At 63.2% G+C, this 19,123-nt stretch carries 18 protein-coding genes; 9 read left to right on the top strand and 9 right to left on the bottom strand.

Annotated elements, in window-relative coordinates; genetic code table 11:
• Positions 1 to 43: 43 nt before the first annotated feature.
• Positions 44 to 2,605 (top strand): GcvT family protein, encoded by a 2,562-nt coding sequence (locus ABIE40_RS23175; protein ID WP_199628328.1) that lies wholly within the window; start codon positions 44 to 46, stop codon positions 2,603 to 2,605.
• Between the two features lie 57 nt (positions 2,606 to 2,662).
• Here ABIE40_RS23175 and ABIE40_RS23170 read toward each other — a convergent pair whose 3' ends face one another.
• A complete protein-coding gene (locus tag ABIE40_RS23170; protein ID WP_199628329.1) occupies positions 2,663 to 3,715 on the bottom strand; it encodes an adenylate/guanylate cyclase domain-containing protein in 1,053 nt (350 codons plus the stop codon).
• Positions 3,716 to 3,757: 42 nt separating this feature from the next.
• A complete protein-coding gene (locus ABIE40_RS23165) occupies positions 3,758 to 4,207 on the bottom strand; it encodes an SRPBCC family protein (protein WP_199628330.1) in 450 nt (149 codons plus the stop codon).
• Positions 4,208 to 4,355: 148 nt separating this feature from the next.
• Here ABIE40_RS23165 and ABIE40_RS23160 point away from each other — a divergent pair, with 148 nt between their 5' ends.
• From ABIE40_RS23160 to ABIE40_RS23145, 4 genes are all read left to right on the top strand, one after another.
• Positions 4,356 to 5,048, top strand: a complete 693-nt coding sequence (locus ABIE40_RS23160) for a GntR family transcriptional regulator (protein WP_199628331.1) — start codon at positions 4,356 to 4,358, stop codon at positions 5,046 to 5,048.
• 218 nt (positions 5,049 to 5,266) lie between these two features.
• The gene (locus ABIE40_RS23155) at positions 5,267 to 6,469 is read left to right on the top strand and encodes an amidohydrolase family protein (protein ID WP_199628332.1); all 1,203 of its coding nucleotides are present in this window, start codon (positions 5,267 to 5,269) and stop codon (positions 6,467 to 6,469) included.
• A complete protein-coding gene (locus ABIE40_RS23150; protein ID WP_199628333.1) occupies positions 6,466 to 8,037 on the top strand; it encodes a gamma-glutamyltransferase family protein in 1,572 nt (523 codons plus the stop codon). The genes ABIE40_RS23155 and ABIE40_RS23150 overlap by 4 nt, the downstream gene beginning before the upstream one ends.
• A gap of 2 nt (positions 8,038 to 8,039) precedes the next feature.
• Positions 8,040 to 9,278 carry an amidohydrolase family protein gene (locus ABIE40_RS23145; RefSeq protein WP_199628334.1) on the top strand — a complete coding sequence of 413 codons (1,239 nt, stop codon included), beginning with the start codon at positions 8,040 to 8,042 and terminating at the stop codon, positions 9,276 to 9,278.
• Positions 9,279 to 9,294: 16 nt separating this feature from the next.
• Here the strand turns inward: ABIE40_RS23145 and ssuD are convergent, their stop codons facing one another.
• The 5 genes from ssuD to ABIE40_RS23120 all read right to left on the bottom strand — a co-directional run bounded on the left by ssuD (position 9,295) and on the right by ABIE40_RS23120 (position 13,731).
• Entirely contained in the window at positions 9,295 to 10,446 is a 1,152-nt protein-coding gene (gene ssuD / locus ABIE40_RS23140; RefSeq protein ID WP_199628335.1) for an FMNH2-dependent alkanesulfonate monooxygenase, read from the bottom strand.
• Positions 10,447 to 10,462: 16 nt separating this feature from the next.
• Entirely contained in the window at positions 10,463 to 11,302 is an 840-nt protein-coding gene (locus tag ABIE40_RS23135; RefSeq protein WP_130281718.1) for an ABC transporter permease subunit, read from the bottom strand.
• Between the two features lie 27 nt (positions 11,303 to 11,329).
• Complete coding sequence (locus ABIE40_RS23130; RefSeq protein WP_199628336.1) at positions 11,330 to 12,118, bottom strand: taurine ABC transporter ATP-binding protein; 789 nt, start codon at positions 12,116 to 12,118, stop codon at positions 11,330 to 11,332.
• A 59-nt stretch (positions 12,119 to 12,177) separates the two neighbouring features.
• On the bottom strand, positions 12,178 to 13,185 hold the full coding sequence (locus ABIE40_RS23125) for a taurine ABC transporter substrate-binding protein (RefSeq protein ID WP_199628337.1): 1,008 nt from the start codon (positions 13,183 to 13,185) through the stop codon (positions 12,178 to 12,180).
• A gap of 198 nt (positions 13,186 to 13,383) precedes the next feature.
• Positions 13,384 to 13,731 carry a RidA family protein gene (locus tag ABIE40_RS23120; RefSeq protein WP_130281724.1) on the bottom strand — a complete coding sequence of 116 codons (348 nt, stop codon included), beginning with the start codon at positions 13,729 to 13,731 and terminating at the stop codon, positions 13,384 to 13,386.
• A 408-nt stretch (positions 13,732 to 14,139) separates the two neighbouring features.
• Here ABIE40_RS23120 and ABIE40_RS23115 point away from each other — a divergent pair, with 408 nt between their 5' ends.
• The 3 genes from ABIE40_RS23115 to ABIE40_RS23105 are packed head-to-tail and all read left to right on the top strand — an operon-like array spanning position 14,140 to position 16,647.
• Complete coding sequence (locus ABIE40_RS23115) at positions 14,140 to 15,171, top strand: methionine ABC transporter ATP-binding protein (protein WP_502944823.1); 1,032 nt, start codon at positions 14,140 to 14,142, stop codon at positions 15,169 to 15,171.
• Positions 15,161 to 15,829 (top strand): methionine ABC transporter permease, encoded by a 669-nt coding sequence (locus ABIE40_RS23110; protein ID WP_112711271.1) that lies wholly within the window; start codon positions 15,161 to 15,163, stop codon positions 15,827 to 15,829. Before ABIE40_RS23115 ends, ABIE40_RS23110 begins: the two co-directional genes overlap by 11 nt.
• A gap of 41 nt (positions 15,830 to 15,870) precedes the next feature.
• Positions 15,871 to 16,647 carry a MetQ/NlpA family ABC transporter substrate-binding protein gene (locus ABIE40_RS23105; protein WP_112711272.1) on the top strand — a complete coding sequence of 259 codons (777 nt, stop codon included), beginning with the start codon at positions 15,871 to 15,873 and terminating at the stop codon, positions 16,645 to 16,647.
• A gap of 181 nt (positions 16,648 to 16,828) precedes the next feature.
• Here ABIE40_RS23105 and ABIE40_RS23100 read toward each other — a convergent pair whose 3' ends face one another.
• Both ABIE40_RS23100 and ABIE40_RS23095 read right to left on the bottom strand, forming a co-directional pair.
• Entirely contained in the window at positions 16,829 to 17,026 is a 198-nt protein-coding gene (locus ABIE40_RS23100) for a hypothetical protein (RefSeq protein WP_112711273.1), read from the bottom strand.
• 145 nt (positions 17,027 to 17,171) lie between these two features.
• On the bottom strand, positions 17,172 to 18,068 hold the full coding sequence (locus ABIE40_RS23095) for a LysR substrate-binding domain-containing protein (RefSeq protein ID WP_112711274.1): 897 nt from the start codon (positions 18,066 to 18,068) through the stop codon (positions 17,172 to 17,174).
• Between the two features lie 202 nt (positions 18,069 to 18,270).
• On the opposite strand from ABIE40_RS23095, the gene ABIE40_RS23090 reads away from it, so the two are divergent.
• Complete coding sequence (locus ABIE40_RS23090; RefSeq protein WP_354541122.1) at positions 18,271 to 19,119, top strand: alpha/beta fold hydrolase; 849 nt, start codon at positions 18,271 to 18,273, stop codon at positions 19,117 to 19,119.
• Positions 19,120 to 19,123: the final 4 nt, after the last annotated feature.

The following is a 19,123-nucleotide window of genomic DNA, read 5'->3' as shown; positions in this document are numbered from 1 at the left end:
GCCTGTATTAGATTCGGCGCACCAAGGTTCAAGGGTTCAAGTGATGGCGGAATTTCCAAGCAAGGCTAAAGTCGTAATCATCGGTCTCGGCGGCATCGTCGGCGCCTCGATCGCTCATCACCTGATCGAGCGTGGCTGGGACGACATTGTCGGCATCGACAAATCGGGCATCCCGACGGATATCGGATCGACGGCACATGCCTCCGACTTCTGTTACACCACCAGCCACGACTATCTCAGCGTCTGGACGACCCAGTACTCGATCGATTTTTACGAGAAGATGGGCCACTACGCCCGTATCGGCGGCCTGGAAGTTGCCCGCACCGGCGACGACACCTGGATGGAAGAGATCAAGCGCAAGCTCAGCTCCGCCAAGGCCTTCGGCACCAACGCCCGCTACGTCTCGCCCTCCGAGATAAAGGAAATGTTCCCGCTGATCGAGGAAGACCAGGTTCAGGGCGGCATGTTCGACCCCGACGCCGGCCTCGTCATTCCGCGCTCGCAGACGGTCGCCGGCAAGCTCGTCGATGCTGCCGAAAAGTCCGGCAAGCTCAAGATGTTCGGCAACACGCCGGCGAAGTCGCTGATCGTTGAAGGCGGCCGCATCAAGGGCGTCGTCACCCATCGCGGCACGATCATGGCCGATCACGTCATCGTCTGTGCTGGCCTCTGGGGCCGCCTGATCGCCGAAATGGTCGGCGAGGACCTGCCGGTCATGCCGGTCGATCACCCGCTCACTTTCTTCGGCCCCTATAACGAATTCGAGGGCACCGGCAAGGAAATCGGCTTCCCGCTGCTGCGCGACCAGGGCAACTCCGCCTATATGCGCGACACGGGCGATCCGGCCACCACCGAAGGCGGCCAGATCGAGTGGGGCTATTACGAGACCACCAACCCACGCATGTGCCATCCGCGCGATCTTCTCGAAAAGCACGAAGCACGCCTCTCGCCGTCGCAGCGCGACCTCGAGATGGAACAGATCATCGAGCCGCTCGAGCGCGCCATGGAACTGACGCCGATCCTTGGCGAACTCGGCTATAACGAAGGCCACTCCTTCAACGGCCTGCTGCAGGTCTCGGCCGGCGGCGGCGCCTCCTGCGGCGAAAGCCAGAAGGTTCGCGGCCTCTGGTACTGCGTCGCCATCTGGGTCAAGGACGGCCCGGGCTACGGCAAGCTGATCGCCGACTGGATGACCGACGGCCGCACGGAGATCGACCATAACTCGATCGACTACGCCCGCTTTTACCCGCATCAGCTGACGGAAGAATTCATCGAGGGCCGCTGCTACGAAGCCGCCCAGAAGATCTATTTCCCGGCCGTTCACACCCGCGAACCCTATGCATCCGGCCGCAACGCCAAGCGCTCGCCCTTCTACGAACGCGAGAAGGAACTCGGCGGCTACTTCATGGAACTCGGCGGCTGGGAGCGTGCGCATGGCTACGCCGCCAACGAGCACCTGCTGGAAAAATATGCCGACCGCGTGCCGGTTCGCGAGAACGAATGGGACAACCGCCATTTCTGGCGCGTCTCGAATGCCGAACATCTGGCGATGAGCGAGGATTGCGGCATCGTCAATCTCAGCCACTTCCACATGGTGGACATCGAAGGTCCTGACCATGTCGACCTGCTCGAATGGCTCTGCGCCGCAAAGATCGGCGGCGACGCCAATATCGGCAAGGGCATCTACACCCACTTCCTCGACGACGAGGGCATGGTGCGTGCGGACTTCACCGTCATCCGCATGGCCGACCGCTGCCGCCTGATCAACGGCGCCGATGCCGGCCCGCGCGACTTCCACTACATGAAGCGCGTTGCCGAGGATCGCGGCCTCGACGTCACCATCACCGACGTCTCCGAGAAGTACATCACCATCGGCATCTGGGGACCGAACGCCCGCGACACGCTGAAGAAGGTGGTTGCCGATCCCTCGGGCCTCGATGCCGAAAACTTCGCCTTCGCGGCGATCAAGCCGATCGAGATCGGCGGCAAGCCGGTCACCGCCTTCCGCATCTCCTATGTCGGCGAGCAGGGCTGGGAACTGCACATGAAGTACGAAGACGGCCTCGCCGTCTGGGATACGCTGCGCTCGACCGGCGTCATGCCGTTCGGCGTCGAGACCTACGCGAACTCGCGCCGCATGGAAAAGAGCCTGCGCCTGCAGAACGGCGATCTGCTCACCCAGTATAATCTGCTGGAAGCCGATCTGGCCCGTCCGAAGGTCAAGGAATCCGACTTCCGCGGCAAGGCCAAGCACCTGGAATACAAGGCGCGCGAGCACCAGCCGGCAATGCTCTGCACCCTCGTCATGACCGAGAATACCGACAAGTCGGGCGTCAAGCGCTACCCCGTCGGTTCCATGCCGGTCATGGACCCGGAAACCGGCAAGGTGCTGATCGACGAGCTCGGCCGCCGCTCCTACACGACCTCGGTCGCCTTCGGCCCGACGCTCGGCAAGAACATCGCGCTCGCCTACCTGCCCTGGGATTACTGCCAGGTCGGCCGCAAGCTCAACATCGAGTATTTCGCCGAGATCTATCCGGTCGAAGTCGCAGCCGTCGGCTACAAGCCGCTCTACGACCCTGAGAACCTGAACCCGCGCAGCTAAGTCAGCACCGGGTCAGCTTCGAAAGCCGCCGCGATGAACACGCGGCGGCTTTTCGTTTCATTCGCCGCCGAGCGCAAAAACCGGGCACGGCTCGGCAATGCCGCGAAGCGCGTGGCTGCCGAGATCCACCAGCCCTTCCGGCACTTCGGACGCAAGCGCGCCGGAGACAAGAACCGTCTGTCCCAGCGGTTTGCAGAGCCCTTCGAGCCGGCTGACGAGATTGACGGCAGGGCCGATCGCGGTGAAATCCAGCCGGTCCGCCGCGCCGATATTGCCCCAGAAGATTTCGCCGAAATGCAGCGCCATGCCGAACGGCAATGAAGGGAGGCCATCGCCTTCCCGCGTGGCATTCAGGTACTTCATGCCGGCCTTCGCCGCGTTGGCGGCGCGGATGGCGGCCGCGCAGGCATCATGCGCCGTCCCGGCCACCGGGAAGATCGCCAGCACGCCGTCGCCGATGAATTTCAGCACCTCGCCGCCGAAGACGTTGACAGCACCGGTCACCCGCTCGAACCAAGCGTCGAGCGCAGCAATGACTGTTTCCGCCGGAGCACTTTCGGACATGGCGGTGAAATCGCGAAGATCGGCGCAAAGCAATGCCGCACGGATGGTCTCACCGCTACCACGCTTCAGCGCACCGGCGCCGACGCGGGCGGCACTACGCCTGCCGAGATAGGCTTCGAGCAACGCCGCACCCGCCAGCCGTGCCGAGATCGCCGCCAGCGGCGCCTTGGCAAACCGCGCGGCATCGTCGATCAGCGCCTGCTGCTCTGCACTGAACGGCTGGCTTCCCGCCCAACCGAGGAAGCGCACACCGCTTGCCTCACTGGCGAGCCCTTCCCTGGCGTTGCCGATCTCGGCCAGCCATTCACGCCCCGCCTGCGCCGAGACGCCGAAGCCGAGCGCTTCGATCACCTCGTTGCCGGCGGCGCGCCAAAGCCAGGTTCGCTGCGCGATGATCGGATGCGGCACGGCAAGTGTCAGCGCCATGCGGGCGACGGGAATGCCTTCGGCCAGCAGCATCCGGCCGAGTTCACCGAGAAACAGTTCCGGGGTTGCCGTATGGCTCGCCTCATCGACCAGCCAGGCAAGGGAGGGAGGCATGTTCATGCGGCGATGATGCCATGGCCGCTAGCCCCTGTCATCCAAGCTTCAGCCGGTGCGGCCGGCATTCGAATCCGGTCCCGGATCCTTGCCGGCGACGACGGTGGCGAGACGGCCGAGATAATGCGCCCAGCCCTCGGCATGACCGGCGCACTGCTCCGGCGTCGGCAGGCCGGTATGGGTCAGCCGCAGCAATGTACCATCGGGCTTTTCGATGAGATCGATCTCCACGAGGCTCGACCCCGGCGGCACGATCTCGCTGCCATCCCAGCCGAAACTGTAGGCGATGCGATGGACGGGGATGACTTCGCGGAACGTGCCCCGGGCGAAGCGGGCGCCGGTGACATTGACGAGATAGAGACCGCCGGGCTCGGCCTCGACATGGGCCTCGGTTCCCATCCAGCGCAGGATCTTGTCGGGATCGGTCAGCAGCGCAAAGACCGCCGCAGGCGGCGCGGCCACATGGGTTTCCCGTTTGACGACCATTGTATCAGGCATTGCTCTCCCCCTGGCCTTCTCTCCTGATGATCTAGGTTCCGCATCACAACTGCTCAAGGGGTGGCCCTGACAGCGCGCGGCTGCCGCCGGTTGCCGTATGCGGGAACGCGGGATAACGTATACAAAAAATTACTTCTCAGGATCCGCAATGTCCTCGAATTCCGATCGCGTCGAAGCCGCCACCCTCGCCCTGCGGCGCGCCATTATCGAACAGGCGTTGAAGGCCGGCACCAAGCTGCCGGAAGACGAGATCGGCCGGCACTTCTCGATGAGCCGGACGCTGGTGCGCGCCGTGCTCGCCAAGTTGCAGACCCAAGGCCTCGTCGATACCTATCACAAGCGCACCGCGACCGTGGCGCGGCCGAGCCTGGAAGAGGCCCGCGATGTCTTTGCCGTGCGCCGTTCGCTGGAACGCGAGGCCATGAGAAGCGTGATGAAGCGCTGGTCGCCCGAGATCGAGAAGGCTCTGAAAAATCACGTGAAAGAGGAAGAGGCGGCGCATGCCAAGAGCGATGCGCGGCTTTCCACCCGGCTTGCCGGCGAGTTTCACCTGAAGCTCTCAACGCTCTCCGGCAACATGCTGTTGGAGCGCTACCTTTTCGAGCTGGTGTCGCGCTGCTCGCTGATCCTCGCGATGTATAGCCGCCCGCACTCCAGCGAATGCGCCATCAGCGAGCATTCCGCCCTGATCGCCGCCCTGAAAGCGCAGGATGCCGCTGCCGCCGAACGGTTGATGGACGAACATCTCGTATCTGTGGAGACGCGCGCGCTGATCACCGAGGAGGCGGAGACTGCACCCGATCTCGGCAGCATCCTCTCGCGCTACAGCAGCGCCCGGTAGCGCCGCCTATTTTTCAATCATGTATACATGATTTTGCCTTTTATGTAGACATGATATATGAGCACTCGCGAAACCGTGCCGGTCAAGCGGGTCTCCAGGCCCTGCGATCCGTGCCCGGCAGATATTTCATCCCATAGGCCGCCAACTGGCATTGCTCTTGCAGGTCATATCCCGAGTGAGTGTCAGGCGCCCGGCGGCAGAACAACAAGGAGAACGAGATGGCCGAGACCGAGACCGTCTTTACCAATGCGCGCCTCGCCGATGGACCGCTGTCGGATATCGGCGTTTCCGGCGGCAGGATCGCCGCGATTTCACCGGCGGGCGCCGCAGCTGGCGCGGGCAGTACCGTCGATCTCGGGGGCGTGCTGGTCGTGCCCGGCTTCGTCGAGGGCCATATCCATCTCGACACCAGCTTCTATGGCGACGCCTGGATCCCGCATAAGCCCTGCACCAACGGCTTCGACGTCCATGAGCGCGTCGCGTTCCAGGCGCAGAACATGGCTCAGGCCGCGCCAATGGACGAGCGCGCCCGCAACCAGCTCGACCTCTGCATCGCCAATGGCGCAACGGCCATGCGCAGCCATGTCATGGTCGACGGATCGGTCGGCCTGACGTCTCTCGAGACCATCCTGAAGGTCCGCGAGGACTATCGCGATCTGATCGATATCCAGCTCGTCGCCTTCCCGCAGAGCGGCATCCTGAAAAGCCCCGGCACACCCGAACTCCTCGACCAGGCCATCGCGCTCGGCGCAGACCTCGTCGGCGGCCTCGATCCGGCAAGCTTCGACCGCGATGTGACGGGCCATCTCGATGTCGTCTTCGGCGTTGCCGAAAAGCACGGCGTCGATGTCGATATCCATCTGCATGATGCCGGTACGCTCGGTCTCTTCACCATCGAGGAGATCTGTGCGCGGACTGCGGCGCTCGGCATGTCCGGCCACGTCACCGTCAGCCATGCCTACGGGCTGGGCGACCTGCCTCCGGATGCGGCAAGAAAGGCGGCCGACCTGATCGCCGCGAGCGGCGTTTCGATCATGACCAATGCGCCCGGCAATCACAATTTTCCGCCGGTCGCCTTGCTGCGCAAGGCAGGCGTGACCGTCTTCAGCGGCAGCGACAATATCCGCGACTCCTGGTGGCCCTACGGCGATGGCGACATGCTGCGCCGGGCCGAAATCATCGGCTACCGCTCCGGCTTCTATACCGATGACGAGCTGGCCGCCGCCTTCGACGTCGTGACCGCGGCAGGCGCCAAGGCGCTGCGGCTGGAAGGCTACGGCCTTCAACTCGGCAACAAGGCAGACTTCGTGACCTTGCCGGCCGAGCATATCCCGCAGGCCGTCGTCAGCGTGCCGAAGGGCCGCAAGGTCTTCAAGTCCGGCAAGCTGGTTGCCGAAGACGGCGTGGTGATCCGCAGATGACGATGGCAAGCCGCCAGACATCAGGCAGCGATGCCGCGTCCGCGAGCGCCATGGTGACGGCGCCGCATTGGCTTGCAGCAGAGGCCGGTGCCAAAGTCCTCCGTCGCGGCGGCAATGCCATTGAGGCGGTGATCGCGGCCGGGGCGGCGCTTTCGGTCGTCTATCCGCATTTCTGCGGGCTCGGTGGCGATGCGATCTGGCTCGTCGCCGATCGCTCCGGCACCGCCACGTCCTTCCTCGGCATCGGCCAGGCGGCCATGACCCCGCCCGAGGTTTCTGCAATCCCGCTTCGCGGACCGATGTCGGCGCTCACCACGGCTTGCCTTGTCGATAGCTGGGGCACGCTCCTCGCTCATTCGGCGGAAAGCTGGAACGGCAAAGAAAAACTCGCCGCCCTGCTGGAGGACGCGATCGCTCTGGCGGAAGACGGCTTTCCCGTCAGCCCCTCTCAGAGTTTCTGGTACCGGTTCAGGGAAATGGAAATCCCGGACTGGCCGGGCTTTGCGGCGACTTTCGCCGCCGATGGCACACAGCGCCAGCCTGCACTGGCGAAGACATTGCGCGCCATTGCCGACCATGGCCCACGCGAGTTCTACGAGGGCGAGCTTGCCGCCCGGATTGCCGCCGGGCTGGCTTCGGCCGGTTCACCTTTGACCGCAGCGGACCTGGCGAGAACCAAGGCCCGTACGGCCGAACCCCTGTCGCTCGATTATCGCGGCCTGACCCTGCTGGCGCCCCCGCCTCCGACCCAAGGCGTCACCACGCTCGGCATCATGGGGGTTCTCAGCCAGTTCAACATGGCAGCGCTCGAGCCGGACAGCGCCGCCTTCTACCACCGGCTCGTCGAAGCGGTGAAACAGGCCTTCCTCCATCGCGCCGGGATCGCCGATCCGGATTTCGTCGAAGTCGATTGCGAGGCCTTGCTGAATGGCACCCGCCTAGCTGCCAAGGCGGCCGCGATCGATCCACAGAAGGCGATGCCCTGGCCGCAGCCGTTCAGGCAAGGCGATACGGCGTTCCTCGCCGCCACCGACAGCGAAGGGCGCAGCGTCTCGATGCTCCAGAGCATCTATTTCGACTGGGGAAGCGGCGTCGTGGCCGGGGATACCGGCATCCTCTGGCAGAACCGCGGCGCCGCTTTCAGCCTCGATCCCGCGAGCCCCAATCGCCTTGCGCCCGGCAAGCGGCCCTTCTACACCCTGAACCCCGGCATGGCGCTGAAGAACGGGCGGCCGCACCTCCTCTACGGCACACAGGGCGCCGACGGCCAGCCGCAGACGCTGTCGCTGCTGTTGTCGCTGCTGATCGACCACGGGCTCGACCCGCTGGCGGCCCTGTCGCAGCCCCGCTTCCTGCTCGGCCGCACCTTCTCCGATGTCAGGGACACACTGAAGATCGAGGCCAATGCCGGGGCTGGTGTCTTCGAGGAATTGCAGGCGATGGGCCACGAGGTGAGCAGTATCGATGCCTTCAGCCAGCTGGGCGGACAGGCAGGCGTCATCCGCATCGGCGAGACGATCGATGGCGCACATGATCCGCGCAGCGACGGCGGGGCGATCGGTATCTGATCATGGCGACGCCGCTCTTCGATCTCCTCATCCGCAATGCCAGCCTCGAAGATGCGGACGCCCCTGTCGACATCGGCATATCCGGCGGGATGATCGCGGCGATCGGATCGAACCTCGTTTGCGAAGTCGTCGAAACCATCGATGCCGAGGGCGCCTTTGCGAGCTGCGGCTTCACCGACAGCCATATCCATCTCGACAAGGCCTGCATCCTCGACCGCTGCAGCATCTGCGAGGGCACGCTCGCCGAAGCCGTGCGCGAGACCGCCGTCGCCAAGGCAGGCTTCACCGAGGCCGATGTCTATGCCCGCGCCGCCCAAGTCGTCGAGAAAGCAATCGTCAATGGCACAATGCGGATGCGAACCTTCGTGGAGATCGATCCTCGCGCAGGAATGCGCTCCTTCGAGGCGATCAAGCGCATCCGCAGCGACTATGCCTTCGCGGTCGACATCGAGATCTGCGCCTTCGCCCAGGACGGCCTGACCAATGAACCCGAAACTTTCGCGATGCTCGATCAGGCTTTGGCTGATGGCGCCGATCTCATTGGCGGCGCGCCCTATATCGATCCCGATCCGCACGGCCAGATTCGCATGATCTTCGATCTTGCGGAAAAGCACGGCGTTCCCGTGGATTTCCACCTCGATTTCGACCTGTCGCCGGAAAAGAGCAACTTGCCCGAAGTCATCGAGGAGACGCTGAAGCGCGGTTATCAAGGCCGCGTCTCGCTTGGCCACATGACCAACCTGTCGGCGCTCGCGCCGGACGAATTGCGCGCCGTGGCCCAGAAGCTGAAGACCGCAGGCATCGCCATTACCGTGCTGCCATCGACCGATCTCTTTCTCAACGGCCGCAGCTTCGACCGGCTGGTACCGCGCGGCGTCGCCCCTGCGCATCTCCTCGCTTCGGAGGGCGTCCTGACGTCAATCGCCAGCAACAACATCCTCAATCCCTTCACGCCCTACGGCGACGCCTCGCTGATCCGCATGGCGAACCTCTATGCCAATGTCGCGCAGCTCTCACGCCGCCAGGATATGCAACTCGCCTTCGACATGATCGAGCGCTCCGCGGCAGAGATCCTGGGAAAGATGCACCAGATCGCCGTCGGCGAGCCCGCCGACATCATCCTCATCGACTGCGGTAACCGCGAACAGGTCATCCGCGAAAACGCCCGCGTCATCTTCGGATGCAAAGGCGGGCGCAAGACGTTCGAGGCGCAGAGGCCGAAGCTGTTCCGGCCTCGCTGACCGGAACAGGAGCGCCTCACGCCGTCCGCTTCGATTTCAATCCGCTCTCGAAGGTCTGGTTATCCTTGCCGATGCCGTAGGATTTCTCGCCGGATTTGCCAATCAGCGGGAAGAGCAGCTCGGCGACATGGAATGCCTCTTCGAGATGCGGATAGCCCGAGCCGATGATGGTCTCGACGCCGATCTCCTGATATTCGCGCAGGCGCGCCGCGATATTTTCCGGGCTCCCGACCAGCGCCGTCCCGGCGCCGCCGCGCACGAGGCCATGACCGGCCCAGAGGTTCGGCGCGATGACAAGCTTGTCGCGGCTCCCCTGATGCAGCGCCGACATCCGCTTCTGGCCAACCGACTGAGAGACGTTGAGGAATTCGTTCTGCGCCTCGGCGATCTGTTCGTCGGTGACGCGGCTGATCAGTTCGTCGGCAGCGGCCCAGGCCTTGTCCTCGGTTTCGCGGACGATGAAATGGATGCGCAGGCCGAAGCGGATCTTGCGCCCCTCGGCAAGGGCACGCTCCTTGACCCGGGTGATCTTCTCGGCCAGCAGAGCGGGCGGTTCTCCCCAGCTCAGATAGACGTCGGCATGCTTGGCCGCGACAGCGATGCCCGCATCCGAGGAGCCGCCGAACCAGATCGGCGGATGCGGAGCCTGCACCGGCGGAAACGAAAGTCCGCGCCCGTGCGAGGAGAGATACTTGCCTTCGAAATCCGGATTTTCGCCGGAGAGAACCCGCCGCCAGATGGTCAGGAACTCGTCGGTCTGCTCGTAGCGCTCGCCATGCCCGAGCTTGTTGCCGTCTCCGGCGAGATCGGCGGGATCAGCACCCGTCACCACATTGAACAGCGCCCTGCCGCCGGAGATGCGGTCGAGGGCGGCGGCATGACGCGCGAACATGGCAGGCGTTGCGCTGCCCGGGCGGAGCGCCACGAGGAAACGAAGCCGTTCCGTGAGCGGCACGAGGGAGGCGGCGGTGATCCAGGCATCCTCGCAATAGGTGCCGGTCGGAAGCAGTACGCCTTCGAAGCCGAGCCGGTCGGTTGCCTGGGCGATATCGCGCATATAGCCGAAGGTCGGCGGACGGTGGCGTTCGTCGCTTCCGAGGTAGGGACCATCGCCATGGGTCGGCAGGTACCAGAAGAAGTTCAGCGGAGGATTTGCATGTGCGGTCATGGGTCGGATCCGGATCTCAGAGTTTGCCCTTCCAGGGCACCAGCTGCTTTTCGAGGAAGCGCATCGCCGCGGTGAAGGCGAAGGCGAAGATGGCGATGACGATCAGGCCGACGAAGACGACATCGGTTGCCAGGAAATTAGAGGCGGACATGATCATGTAGCCAACACCCGATTGGGCGGCGATGAGCTCGGCTGCCACCAGGGTCGAGAGTGTTGCACCGATCGCGATGCGCAGACCCGTCAGGATCTCGGGCAGCGCAGAGGGAAGGACGATCGTCGTGAAGAGCTGGAAGCTGTTGGCACCCAGCGACTGGGCGGCATTGACGCGCTCCTGCGGTACGGAGCGTACACCGGCTTGCGCCGCATAGCAGATCGGCGCGAAGGCAGAGAGGCTGAGGAGCAGGATCTTCGAGGATTCGCCGATGCCGAGCCAGATGATCAGCAGCGGCAGATAGGCAAGCGGCGGCAGACCCCAGTAGATGTCGATCGGCACGCTCAGCACGCCCTTCGCCCAGCGATTCAGCCCCATGATCAGGCCGATCGGCACGCCGAGGCCGATGCCGAAGGCGAGCGCCACGCTGATGCGCCCTAGGCTCGCCAGAATATGTTCGGTAAGCGTCCCGTTGGCATATCCATCAGCGGCGATCGCCTGAAACTGGACGAGCACTTCGCCCGGTGAGGGAAGGAAGAGTGGGGAGGCGAGATGGTACCGCGTCGCGATCACCCATCCTAAGAGGAGTGCCACCAGGGTCGCGGCACTGATCGCGAAGGTGCCCGTCGCCGGTTTGCGGACGCGTGGCCTGCGCTCGGGCGAGGCCGCGCGGGCTGCCGTGGCTGGTTCTGCCAATACGCTCATAGTCGAATCCTTGCTTTGTGTGCCGCGTTAAGCGGCCCGGCGGTCATGCGCGGGCTTGTGAATGATCGAGCGGATCTCTTCCCTGAGAGCGACAAAATCCGGGTTTGCGAGGATCGGCCCGATCTCGCCGGTGCCTGCGAATTCCCGCACGAAATCGGCCTCGTATCGTGCAACCACCCTGCCCGGCCGCGGCGACATGACGAGGATGTGGGTGCCGAGCGTCAGCGCCTCTTCGATCGAGTGAGTAATGAAGAACACCTGCTTCTTCGTCTCGGCCCAGACCGAGGCGAGCAGCTGCTGCATGGTTTCGCGCGTCAGGCTGTCGAGGGCGCCGAACGGCTCGTCCATCAGCAGCACTTTCGGATCCGTCGCCAAGGCGCGGGCGATGCCGACGCGCTGGCGCATGCCGCCGGAGAGTTCATAGGGAGGCTTGTTCTCGAAATCGGAAAGCCCGACAAGCTTCAGGAGCTCGCGCGCCTTCTGGTGCCGTTCTCTTTTACCTACGCCCTGATAACGCAAGCCGAGCGCGACATTGTCGAGAACGCTCGACCAGGGAAGCAGCGTATCCTTCTGGAAGACGACACCGCGATCACCGCCCGGCCGCGAAACCGCCACGCCGTCGATCAAGATCTCGCCTTCGGTCAACGGCTGGAAGCCGGCGATGGCATTCAGCAAGGTCGATTTTCCGCAGCCCGAAGCGCCGAGCGCGACGACGATCGAGGCTGGCGGGACGTCGAAGGAGACGTTGTCGAGCGCGTGGACGGAGCTTCCGTCGGCTGCATCGAACTTCACGGTGGCGTGTCGGACTTCAAGCATGTCGTGTCTTCCGTAAATGTGAAATGGCGGCCGGGTCGGGCCGCCATTTCGTCAGACGTTCAGTTCGAAGCGAGGGCTGCGGCAGCAAACTGCGGATCGACGAAGCTCGCGTAGCTATCCTTGACCGCAGTGATCTTCTTCTGCTCCTTCAGGAAACCGGCGGTATCCTTCAGGGTCTTGGCAACGCTGCCCTTGTCGCCTTCGCCCAGCCAGGCGGCCGTTACCTGCTCCTGCAGCGGAACGACGACGGTCGTGTTCAGCCAGCCGGCATTTTCCTCAGGCGTACCGCCCTGCAGCTTGGCGATCGCCTTGATGTTGTCGGAGGATGCGGTCCAGTTGCCGGGGTTCTTGGCGAAATCGACATAGTACTTGTCGATCAGGCCGACATATTTCGTCAGGAACTCGGCATTCTTTTTAGCGAAGTCGCCGGTCACCACCAGCGCGCTGAAAACGGGCGCGCCGCGCTTCGAGACTTCCCCCGAGGTCACCAGAACCTTGCCGTCCTTCTTCAGTTCGCTCAGCGCCGGATCCCAGACAAAGGCACCGTCGATATCGCCGCGCTTCCAGGCGGCAACGATCTGCGGCTGCGGCATGGCGATGACCTGCGCGTCCTTTTCGGTGAGACCTTCCTGCTTCAGATAGGCGAGAAGCTGGTAGTGATCGGTGGAAACGGGCGCGGCCGAGAACTTCTTGCCCTTCAGATCGGCGGCGGACTTGATATCGGGGCGTACGACCAGCGCTTCGCTGTCGCCTGCACCCGCCGTGATGTAGATGCCCTTGACGTCGAGATCCTTGCTGACCGAAGCCGCATAGGGGCTCGAACCGACATCGCCGAGCTGCACGTCGCCGGAGGCGATCGCCGCGAAGATATCGGCGCCTGAATTGAAGCGGCGGAATTCGATATCCCAACCGGTCTGCTTGGCAAGATCGCCGTTTGCAATGCCGACCAGATAGGGCACGGCGCCGGTCTGATAGGCGATAACGACCTTCTTTGCTTCATCAGCATGTGCGGCGGTGATGAATGACGCAACGAGACCGATCGTCCCGAGCAATGTCTTGATACCCATGGTGTCACCTCAATGTTTTCGTCAGCCCCTGCGGCGACGTCCCAATGAGATTTCCATAATGTCTATTTATATTATAGATTATATTTTCTAAAATCAGGCGACCTTCGGAAAAGAGTCATTCCGGAAAAGCGACAAGCTTAGCGCTGACATTGCGGCACGGCGGCCTGCCGGAGCGCTTCACGGGCGCTCCGGCACCGATCACTTGGCAGCGATCGCTGTCATTTCGACAAGCATATCCGGATGGGCAAGCCGTGCCTCGACGGTTGCGCGCGCCGGCGCATGGCCTTCCGCAACCCAGGCATCCCAGGCTTCGTTCATCTCGTCGAAGCCCGCGATGTCGGCGAGATAGATGGTGACGCTGACGAGATTGTTCTTGGTGACGCCCGCCTGCGCCAGCGTGTCGTCCATGCTGGCGAGTACCTCGGCGGTCTGCACCTTCACGGACTGGCCACGGGTTTCCTCCGCCGTATGGCCCGCGAGGAAAATCAGATTTCCGACAACGACCGCGTCGCTCCAGCGGGCCGCCAAGCCAATTCTTTCGATCATCAAACCACCCTTCTCTATTTAAAACGGACTTCTCGCAGGGTTTGGCACAGGCCGCCCACTCATCACAAGGCGGGAATATTTTTCCTGCTTTGCCGCCCTCGTGAAATTTCATCCCTGTTCAGCGCCGCCCCGGCGCGGCATAAGTCCCCTCATTGAAGAGAGGCGCCTTGCCTCTCCAGCCGCCTACACTGAAAGCCTGTTGTCATGCGCCGGAACCGTGATTGTCTTCGAATGTGCAGCCTGATTGGCTAATGTGCGCATGAGCGGTTATAGAACCGCGAGTTTTTGAAGACCAACCTCCGAGAGCATAGCATGACAACTGAGCACGCGGGCCACGAACTGGCTGCCGGCGCCGCATCAACCGGTCGTTCCCAGGGCAATTTTGCAGGCACCGATCATCCGGTGCCGATGGTCGCCTTCGAAGGCGCCGGAAAGCGCTACGGACCGGCAGGCGAAGGCGGGTTTACCGCTGTCGAACATGTCGATCTCACCGTCGGACGCGGCGCCATCACCGGCATTATCGGCCGGTCGGGCGCCGGCAAGTCGACGTTGATCCGCATGGTCAACGGCCTGGAGACCGCGACATCCGGCAAGGTGCGTGTCGATGGCGTCGATGTCGGCGCGCTTGGCGAAGATGGCCTGCGGGGGCTCCGCCGCCAGATCGGCATGATCTTCCAGCACTTCAATCTTCTCTCTTCGCGTACCGCCTTCGATAATGTGGCGCTGCCGCTGGAAATCGCAGGCGTCGACAAGCAGGCGATCCGCGCCAAGGTCGGCCCGCTTCTCGATCTCGTCGGCCTCGGCGACAAGGCCGGCAGCTACCCCTCGGAGCTTTCGGGCGGCCAGAAACAGCGCGTCGGCATTGCCCGGGCTCTGGCGACCGATCCGAAGCTGCTGCTCTCGGACGAGGCGACCTCGGCGCTCGATCCGGAAACGACGCAGTCGATCCTCGAGCTCCTGAAGCGGATCAATGCCGATCTCGGCCTGACCGTTCTGCTGATCACTCATGAGATGGAAGTGGTGAAGACCATCGCCAGCCATGTGGCCGTCATCGATGCCGGGCGGATCGTCGAATCCGGCCGCACCTTCGACGTCTATACCAACCCGCAGCACGAGACGACGCGCACGCTGCTCGCTTCGGCGCTGAAGCTGCCGCAATGGCTGCGCTCGACGATCAAGCCGCAGCCTTCGGCGGGCGACCGCGTGCTGGTGCGCCTCGTCTTCTTCGGCGACACGGCCTTCAAGCCGCTGACCGGCAGGCTGGTCGCCGAGCTCGGCTCCGACGTCAATATTCTCGCGGGAGCGATCGAGGAAATATCGGGCGAGCCCTTCGGGTCGCTGGTGGTCTCTTATTCGGCTGACCCGGATGTCGTCGCCCGCGCCAACAGGTTCTATACTGAAACGGGCCTCAAGACGGAGGTGCTCGGCTATGTCGCCTGATATGATCTTCAGCCTGCTTTCCAAGGCGCTGATGCAGACCCTGCAGATGGTCTTCGTCGCCGGCATCGTCGGCTCGATCATCGGCCTGCCGATCGGCGTTTTCCTGGCCACATCGGGCAAGGGCGAACTGTTCCCGGCGCCGGCGACCAACCGTGTGCTTGGCCTCATCGTCAACGCGGCGCGCTCGACGCCCTTTATCATCCTCGTCGTCGCCATCGTGCCGCTGACGCGGCTGCTCACCGGCACCTCGATCGGCACCTGGGCGGCGATCGTGCCGCTGACCATCGCCACCATTCCGTTCTTCGCCCGCCTGGTCGAATCCGCAATCCGCGAGATCGACAAGGGCCTGATCGAAGCCGCCCGCGCCATGGGCGCCACACCCTTCCAGATCGTCTTCAAGGTGCTGCTTGCGGAAGCGCGACCCAGCATCCTGATGGCGCTGACGATGACCATCGTCAGCCTGATCGGCTACTCCGCCATGGTCGGCGCCGTCGGCGGCGGCGGGCTTGGAGATCTCGGTATCCGCTTCGGCTACCAGCGCTTCAATCCCGAGATGATGGTGATCGTCGTCGTGGTGCTGATCGTGCTGGTGCAGGTGGTCCAGAGCGCCGGCGACGGACTTGCCCGGCGCTTCGACAAGCGCAACCGCAAGAACTGATCCTAATTCGCATACTCTATAAACGTACCAAGGAGACATCCATGAAGAAGTTCATCATCGCAGCTGCGATCGCGGCCTTTGCCGCCGGTTCGGCACTTGCCGAAGACATCAAGGTCGGCGTCACGCCGGGCGAGCACGCGCAGATCATGGAAAAGGTCGCCGAAGTCGCGAAGACCAAGGGCCTCAACATCGAGATCGTCGAGTTCTCCGATTATGTCGTGCCGAACCAGGCGCTCGCCGACGGCGACATCCAGGCCAACTCGTTCCAGCACCAGCCCTATCTCGACAACCAGATCGCCGACCGCAAGTTCGATCTCGTCAGCATCGGCACGACGATCACCACCCCGATGGGCGTCTATTCCAAGAAGGTGAAGAGCCTCGACGAACTCAAGGAAGGCGCCACCGTCGCCATCCCGAACGACCCAACCAACGGCGGCCGCGCGCTTCTGGTTCTCGCCAGCAAGGGCCTGATCAAGTTCAAGGAAAACCCGGGCATCAAGGTCACGGTTGCCGATATCGTCGAGAACCCGAAGAAGATCGACTTCGCCGAAATCGACGCCGCACAGCTGCCGCGCTCGCTCGATGACGTCGACGCTGCCGTCATCAACACCAACTACGCGATGGAAGCCGGCCTGCACCCGAAGACCGACGCGATCGCCATCGAAGGCGAAAAGTCGCCCTACGCCAACGTCATCGTCGTGCGCGCCGCCGACAAAGACGCGCCCTGGGCCAAGACGCTCGTCGAATCCTACCACGACGAAAGCATCCGCAAGTTCATCAACGAACAGTTCAAGGGTGCGCTGATCGCGTCCTGGTAAGACCTGCGCGATCTCGTGAAGACATGGAACGGTCCGGCCTTGCCGGGCCGTTTTTGCTTTCACCGGATCGACAGGAAGCCGCCGGGCTCGGAATGGTCGTAGAGCACGAAGCCGATGAGCAGCGTCAGCACGATCAGGGTCGTCAGGGCTTCCGATACGATGAGCCGTCTCATGACATGCCTCACAAATCATCCGGCGAGGGATCGCCGGCCATCTCGCGCAGTTCGGAGGCGCTGAGCGCGATCAGCGCCTCATATTGATCGCCGATCATCCTGTTGAACTTCCTGCGGACACCGAAATCCTGCGATGACCCGAGGGTCTCCATCGTGTCGATCGTTTTCAGGATGTGATCCTTGATACCACTGGGCTCTGATGTCATCGGGTACTCGCCACCAAACGCTGCACTCAAGGCGCCGGAGCGCTCCGCGCCAGGCGGAAGCGCCACGCATTGCACTGTCACTATCTATCCAAATGCCGGCAATATCACCTTGGTCCTTCGGCTTAAGCCTGAAGCCGGGTGTTCCCTATTCGGCGTTCTCGACGAAGAAGTCGATGAGCGCGCGAACCGCGGGAGAGTTGCCCTTGCGCGTTGCAAAGGCGAGATAGACTTCCTCATCCGCCGGGCTCCAGTCCGGCAGGATGCGGACAAGACGGCCGGCCGCCAGATCGTCACGGCAGGTTATCTCCGGCAGCATGGCGATGCCGAGGCCCGAGCGCAGCGCGGCGAGCACGGCCGGAATGCTGCGGCAGGCGAGACGCGCCCGCTTCTTGACGATCGCGACCTCCTTGTTCGGACCCGTCATCTGCCAGGTATCTTCGTCGTAGAGGCTTGTCGCCGTCAGCAATGGAAGGTCTTCGAGCTGCGTGATCGAGGTGATCGCGCCCGCCTCCTCGATAAAGGCCGGGCTTGCGACCAGGACCGACGACGCCTTGGCCAGCCGCCGCATGACGACGCTCGACTGCGTTTCGCGTTCACGGCTTGAGCGGATTTCGAGATCGATGCCTTCGCCGACCAGGTCACTGTTGTGCTCGACACCGACGACTTGGACAGAGACCTCAGGATAGCGGCTCAGAAAATTCTGGATGGTGCGGGTCACGACGAGATCGACGAAAGGCATCGGGCATCCGAGCCGGATCAGACCCCTCGGGCGCTCCTGCGCGCTGATCACCGCGTTTCGCGCATCCTCGGCGGCCTGAAGGATTGCCACGCAGCGTTCGTAGAAGTCTCTTCCGATCTCGGTGACCCGAAAATTGCGCGTCGATCGCTCGATCAGGCGGGTGCTCAGCTCGTCCTCGAGCTTCTGGACCCGGACGCTGAGCTTCGAGCGCGGAATACCGAGATTGCGGCTTGCCGCCGCGTAGCCGCCATGTGCGACGACAGCGGTGAAATACCGGATGTCGTTCAGGTCGTTTGCCGGCATTGCTGCCTCCTGTGCGTCGCGCGATGCGACAATTCCTAGAACGGCACTCCGGTAACGCATCGGAATGTCTTAGTCATCAGCGATAGATGATGCGGCGGGGGCTCGCCCGTGGCATGGAGATTGCAGTAGGTTAATAAAAACCTCGCTTTTGCGGATACCTGTCATGCTTCGACACGCATTGTCAAAATTAGCAGCCGTTTTGATGCATCTTGCATCGGTCCAGGGGACACATGCTGCCGAAAAGTGGCAGGTCTTCACCCCTCCTCCGCCGATGCCCGTCGCCGACGAGAGCGGCCTGGCGGATGTGAACGGCATTCGCATGTATTATGCGATCTACGGCAAGGGCCGGGGCAATCCGATCCTTCTTGTGCATGGCGGCATGGGAACCGGGGATGTCTGGGGCTTCGAAGTGCCGCGGCTTTCTGAGCATCATGAAGTCATCGTCGCCGACAGCAGAGGCCACGGGCGTTCAACGCGCACCGATGCGCCCTATACCTATCATATGATGGCCGAGGACTATGTGGCCCTGCTCGACAAGCTGAAGGAGCCGAAGGTCTCGCTGGTGGGATGGAGCGACGGCGCGATCATCGGCCTCGACATCGCCATGAACCACCCGGATCATCTGGCGAAACTCTTCGCCCACGCGGCCAATGTCACGCCCGACGGCCTGAACGACGACCCCGACATGACGGCGCTGACCGCCGCCGGCGCGCGCGACGAAACGGAATACAAGCGCCTGTCGCCGACGCCGGACGACTTCTCGAATTTCAAGGCGGCGATCCAAAAGCTCTGGGCCACCGAGCCCAATTACACGGCCGCCGACCTCGGCAAGATCACCGTTCCAACCGAGATCGTCGTCGGCGATCATGACGAGTTCATCCTGCCGGAACATTCCCGCTACATCGCCTCGGCCATCCCGGGCGCCAAGCTCGTCATCCTCAAGGATGTCAGCCATCTGGCGATCTATCAGGACCCGGACCAGTATATCAAAGCGGTCGAAGACTTCGTGGATGGAGACGGCGCGAGCGCGACGAGCGCATCGAGGCCCTGACCGG

This window comes from Rhizobium sp. OAE497, from assembly GCF_040546565.1.
Lineage (GTDB): Bacteria > Pseudomonadota > Alphaproteobacteria > Rhizobiales > Rhizobiaceae > Rhizobium.
This window is presented reverse-complemented; position numbering and strand designations above follow the sequence as displayed.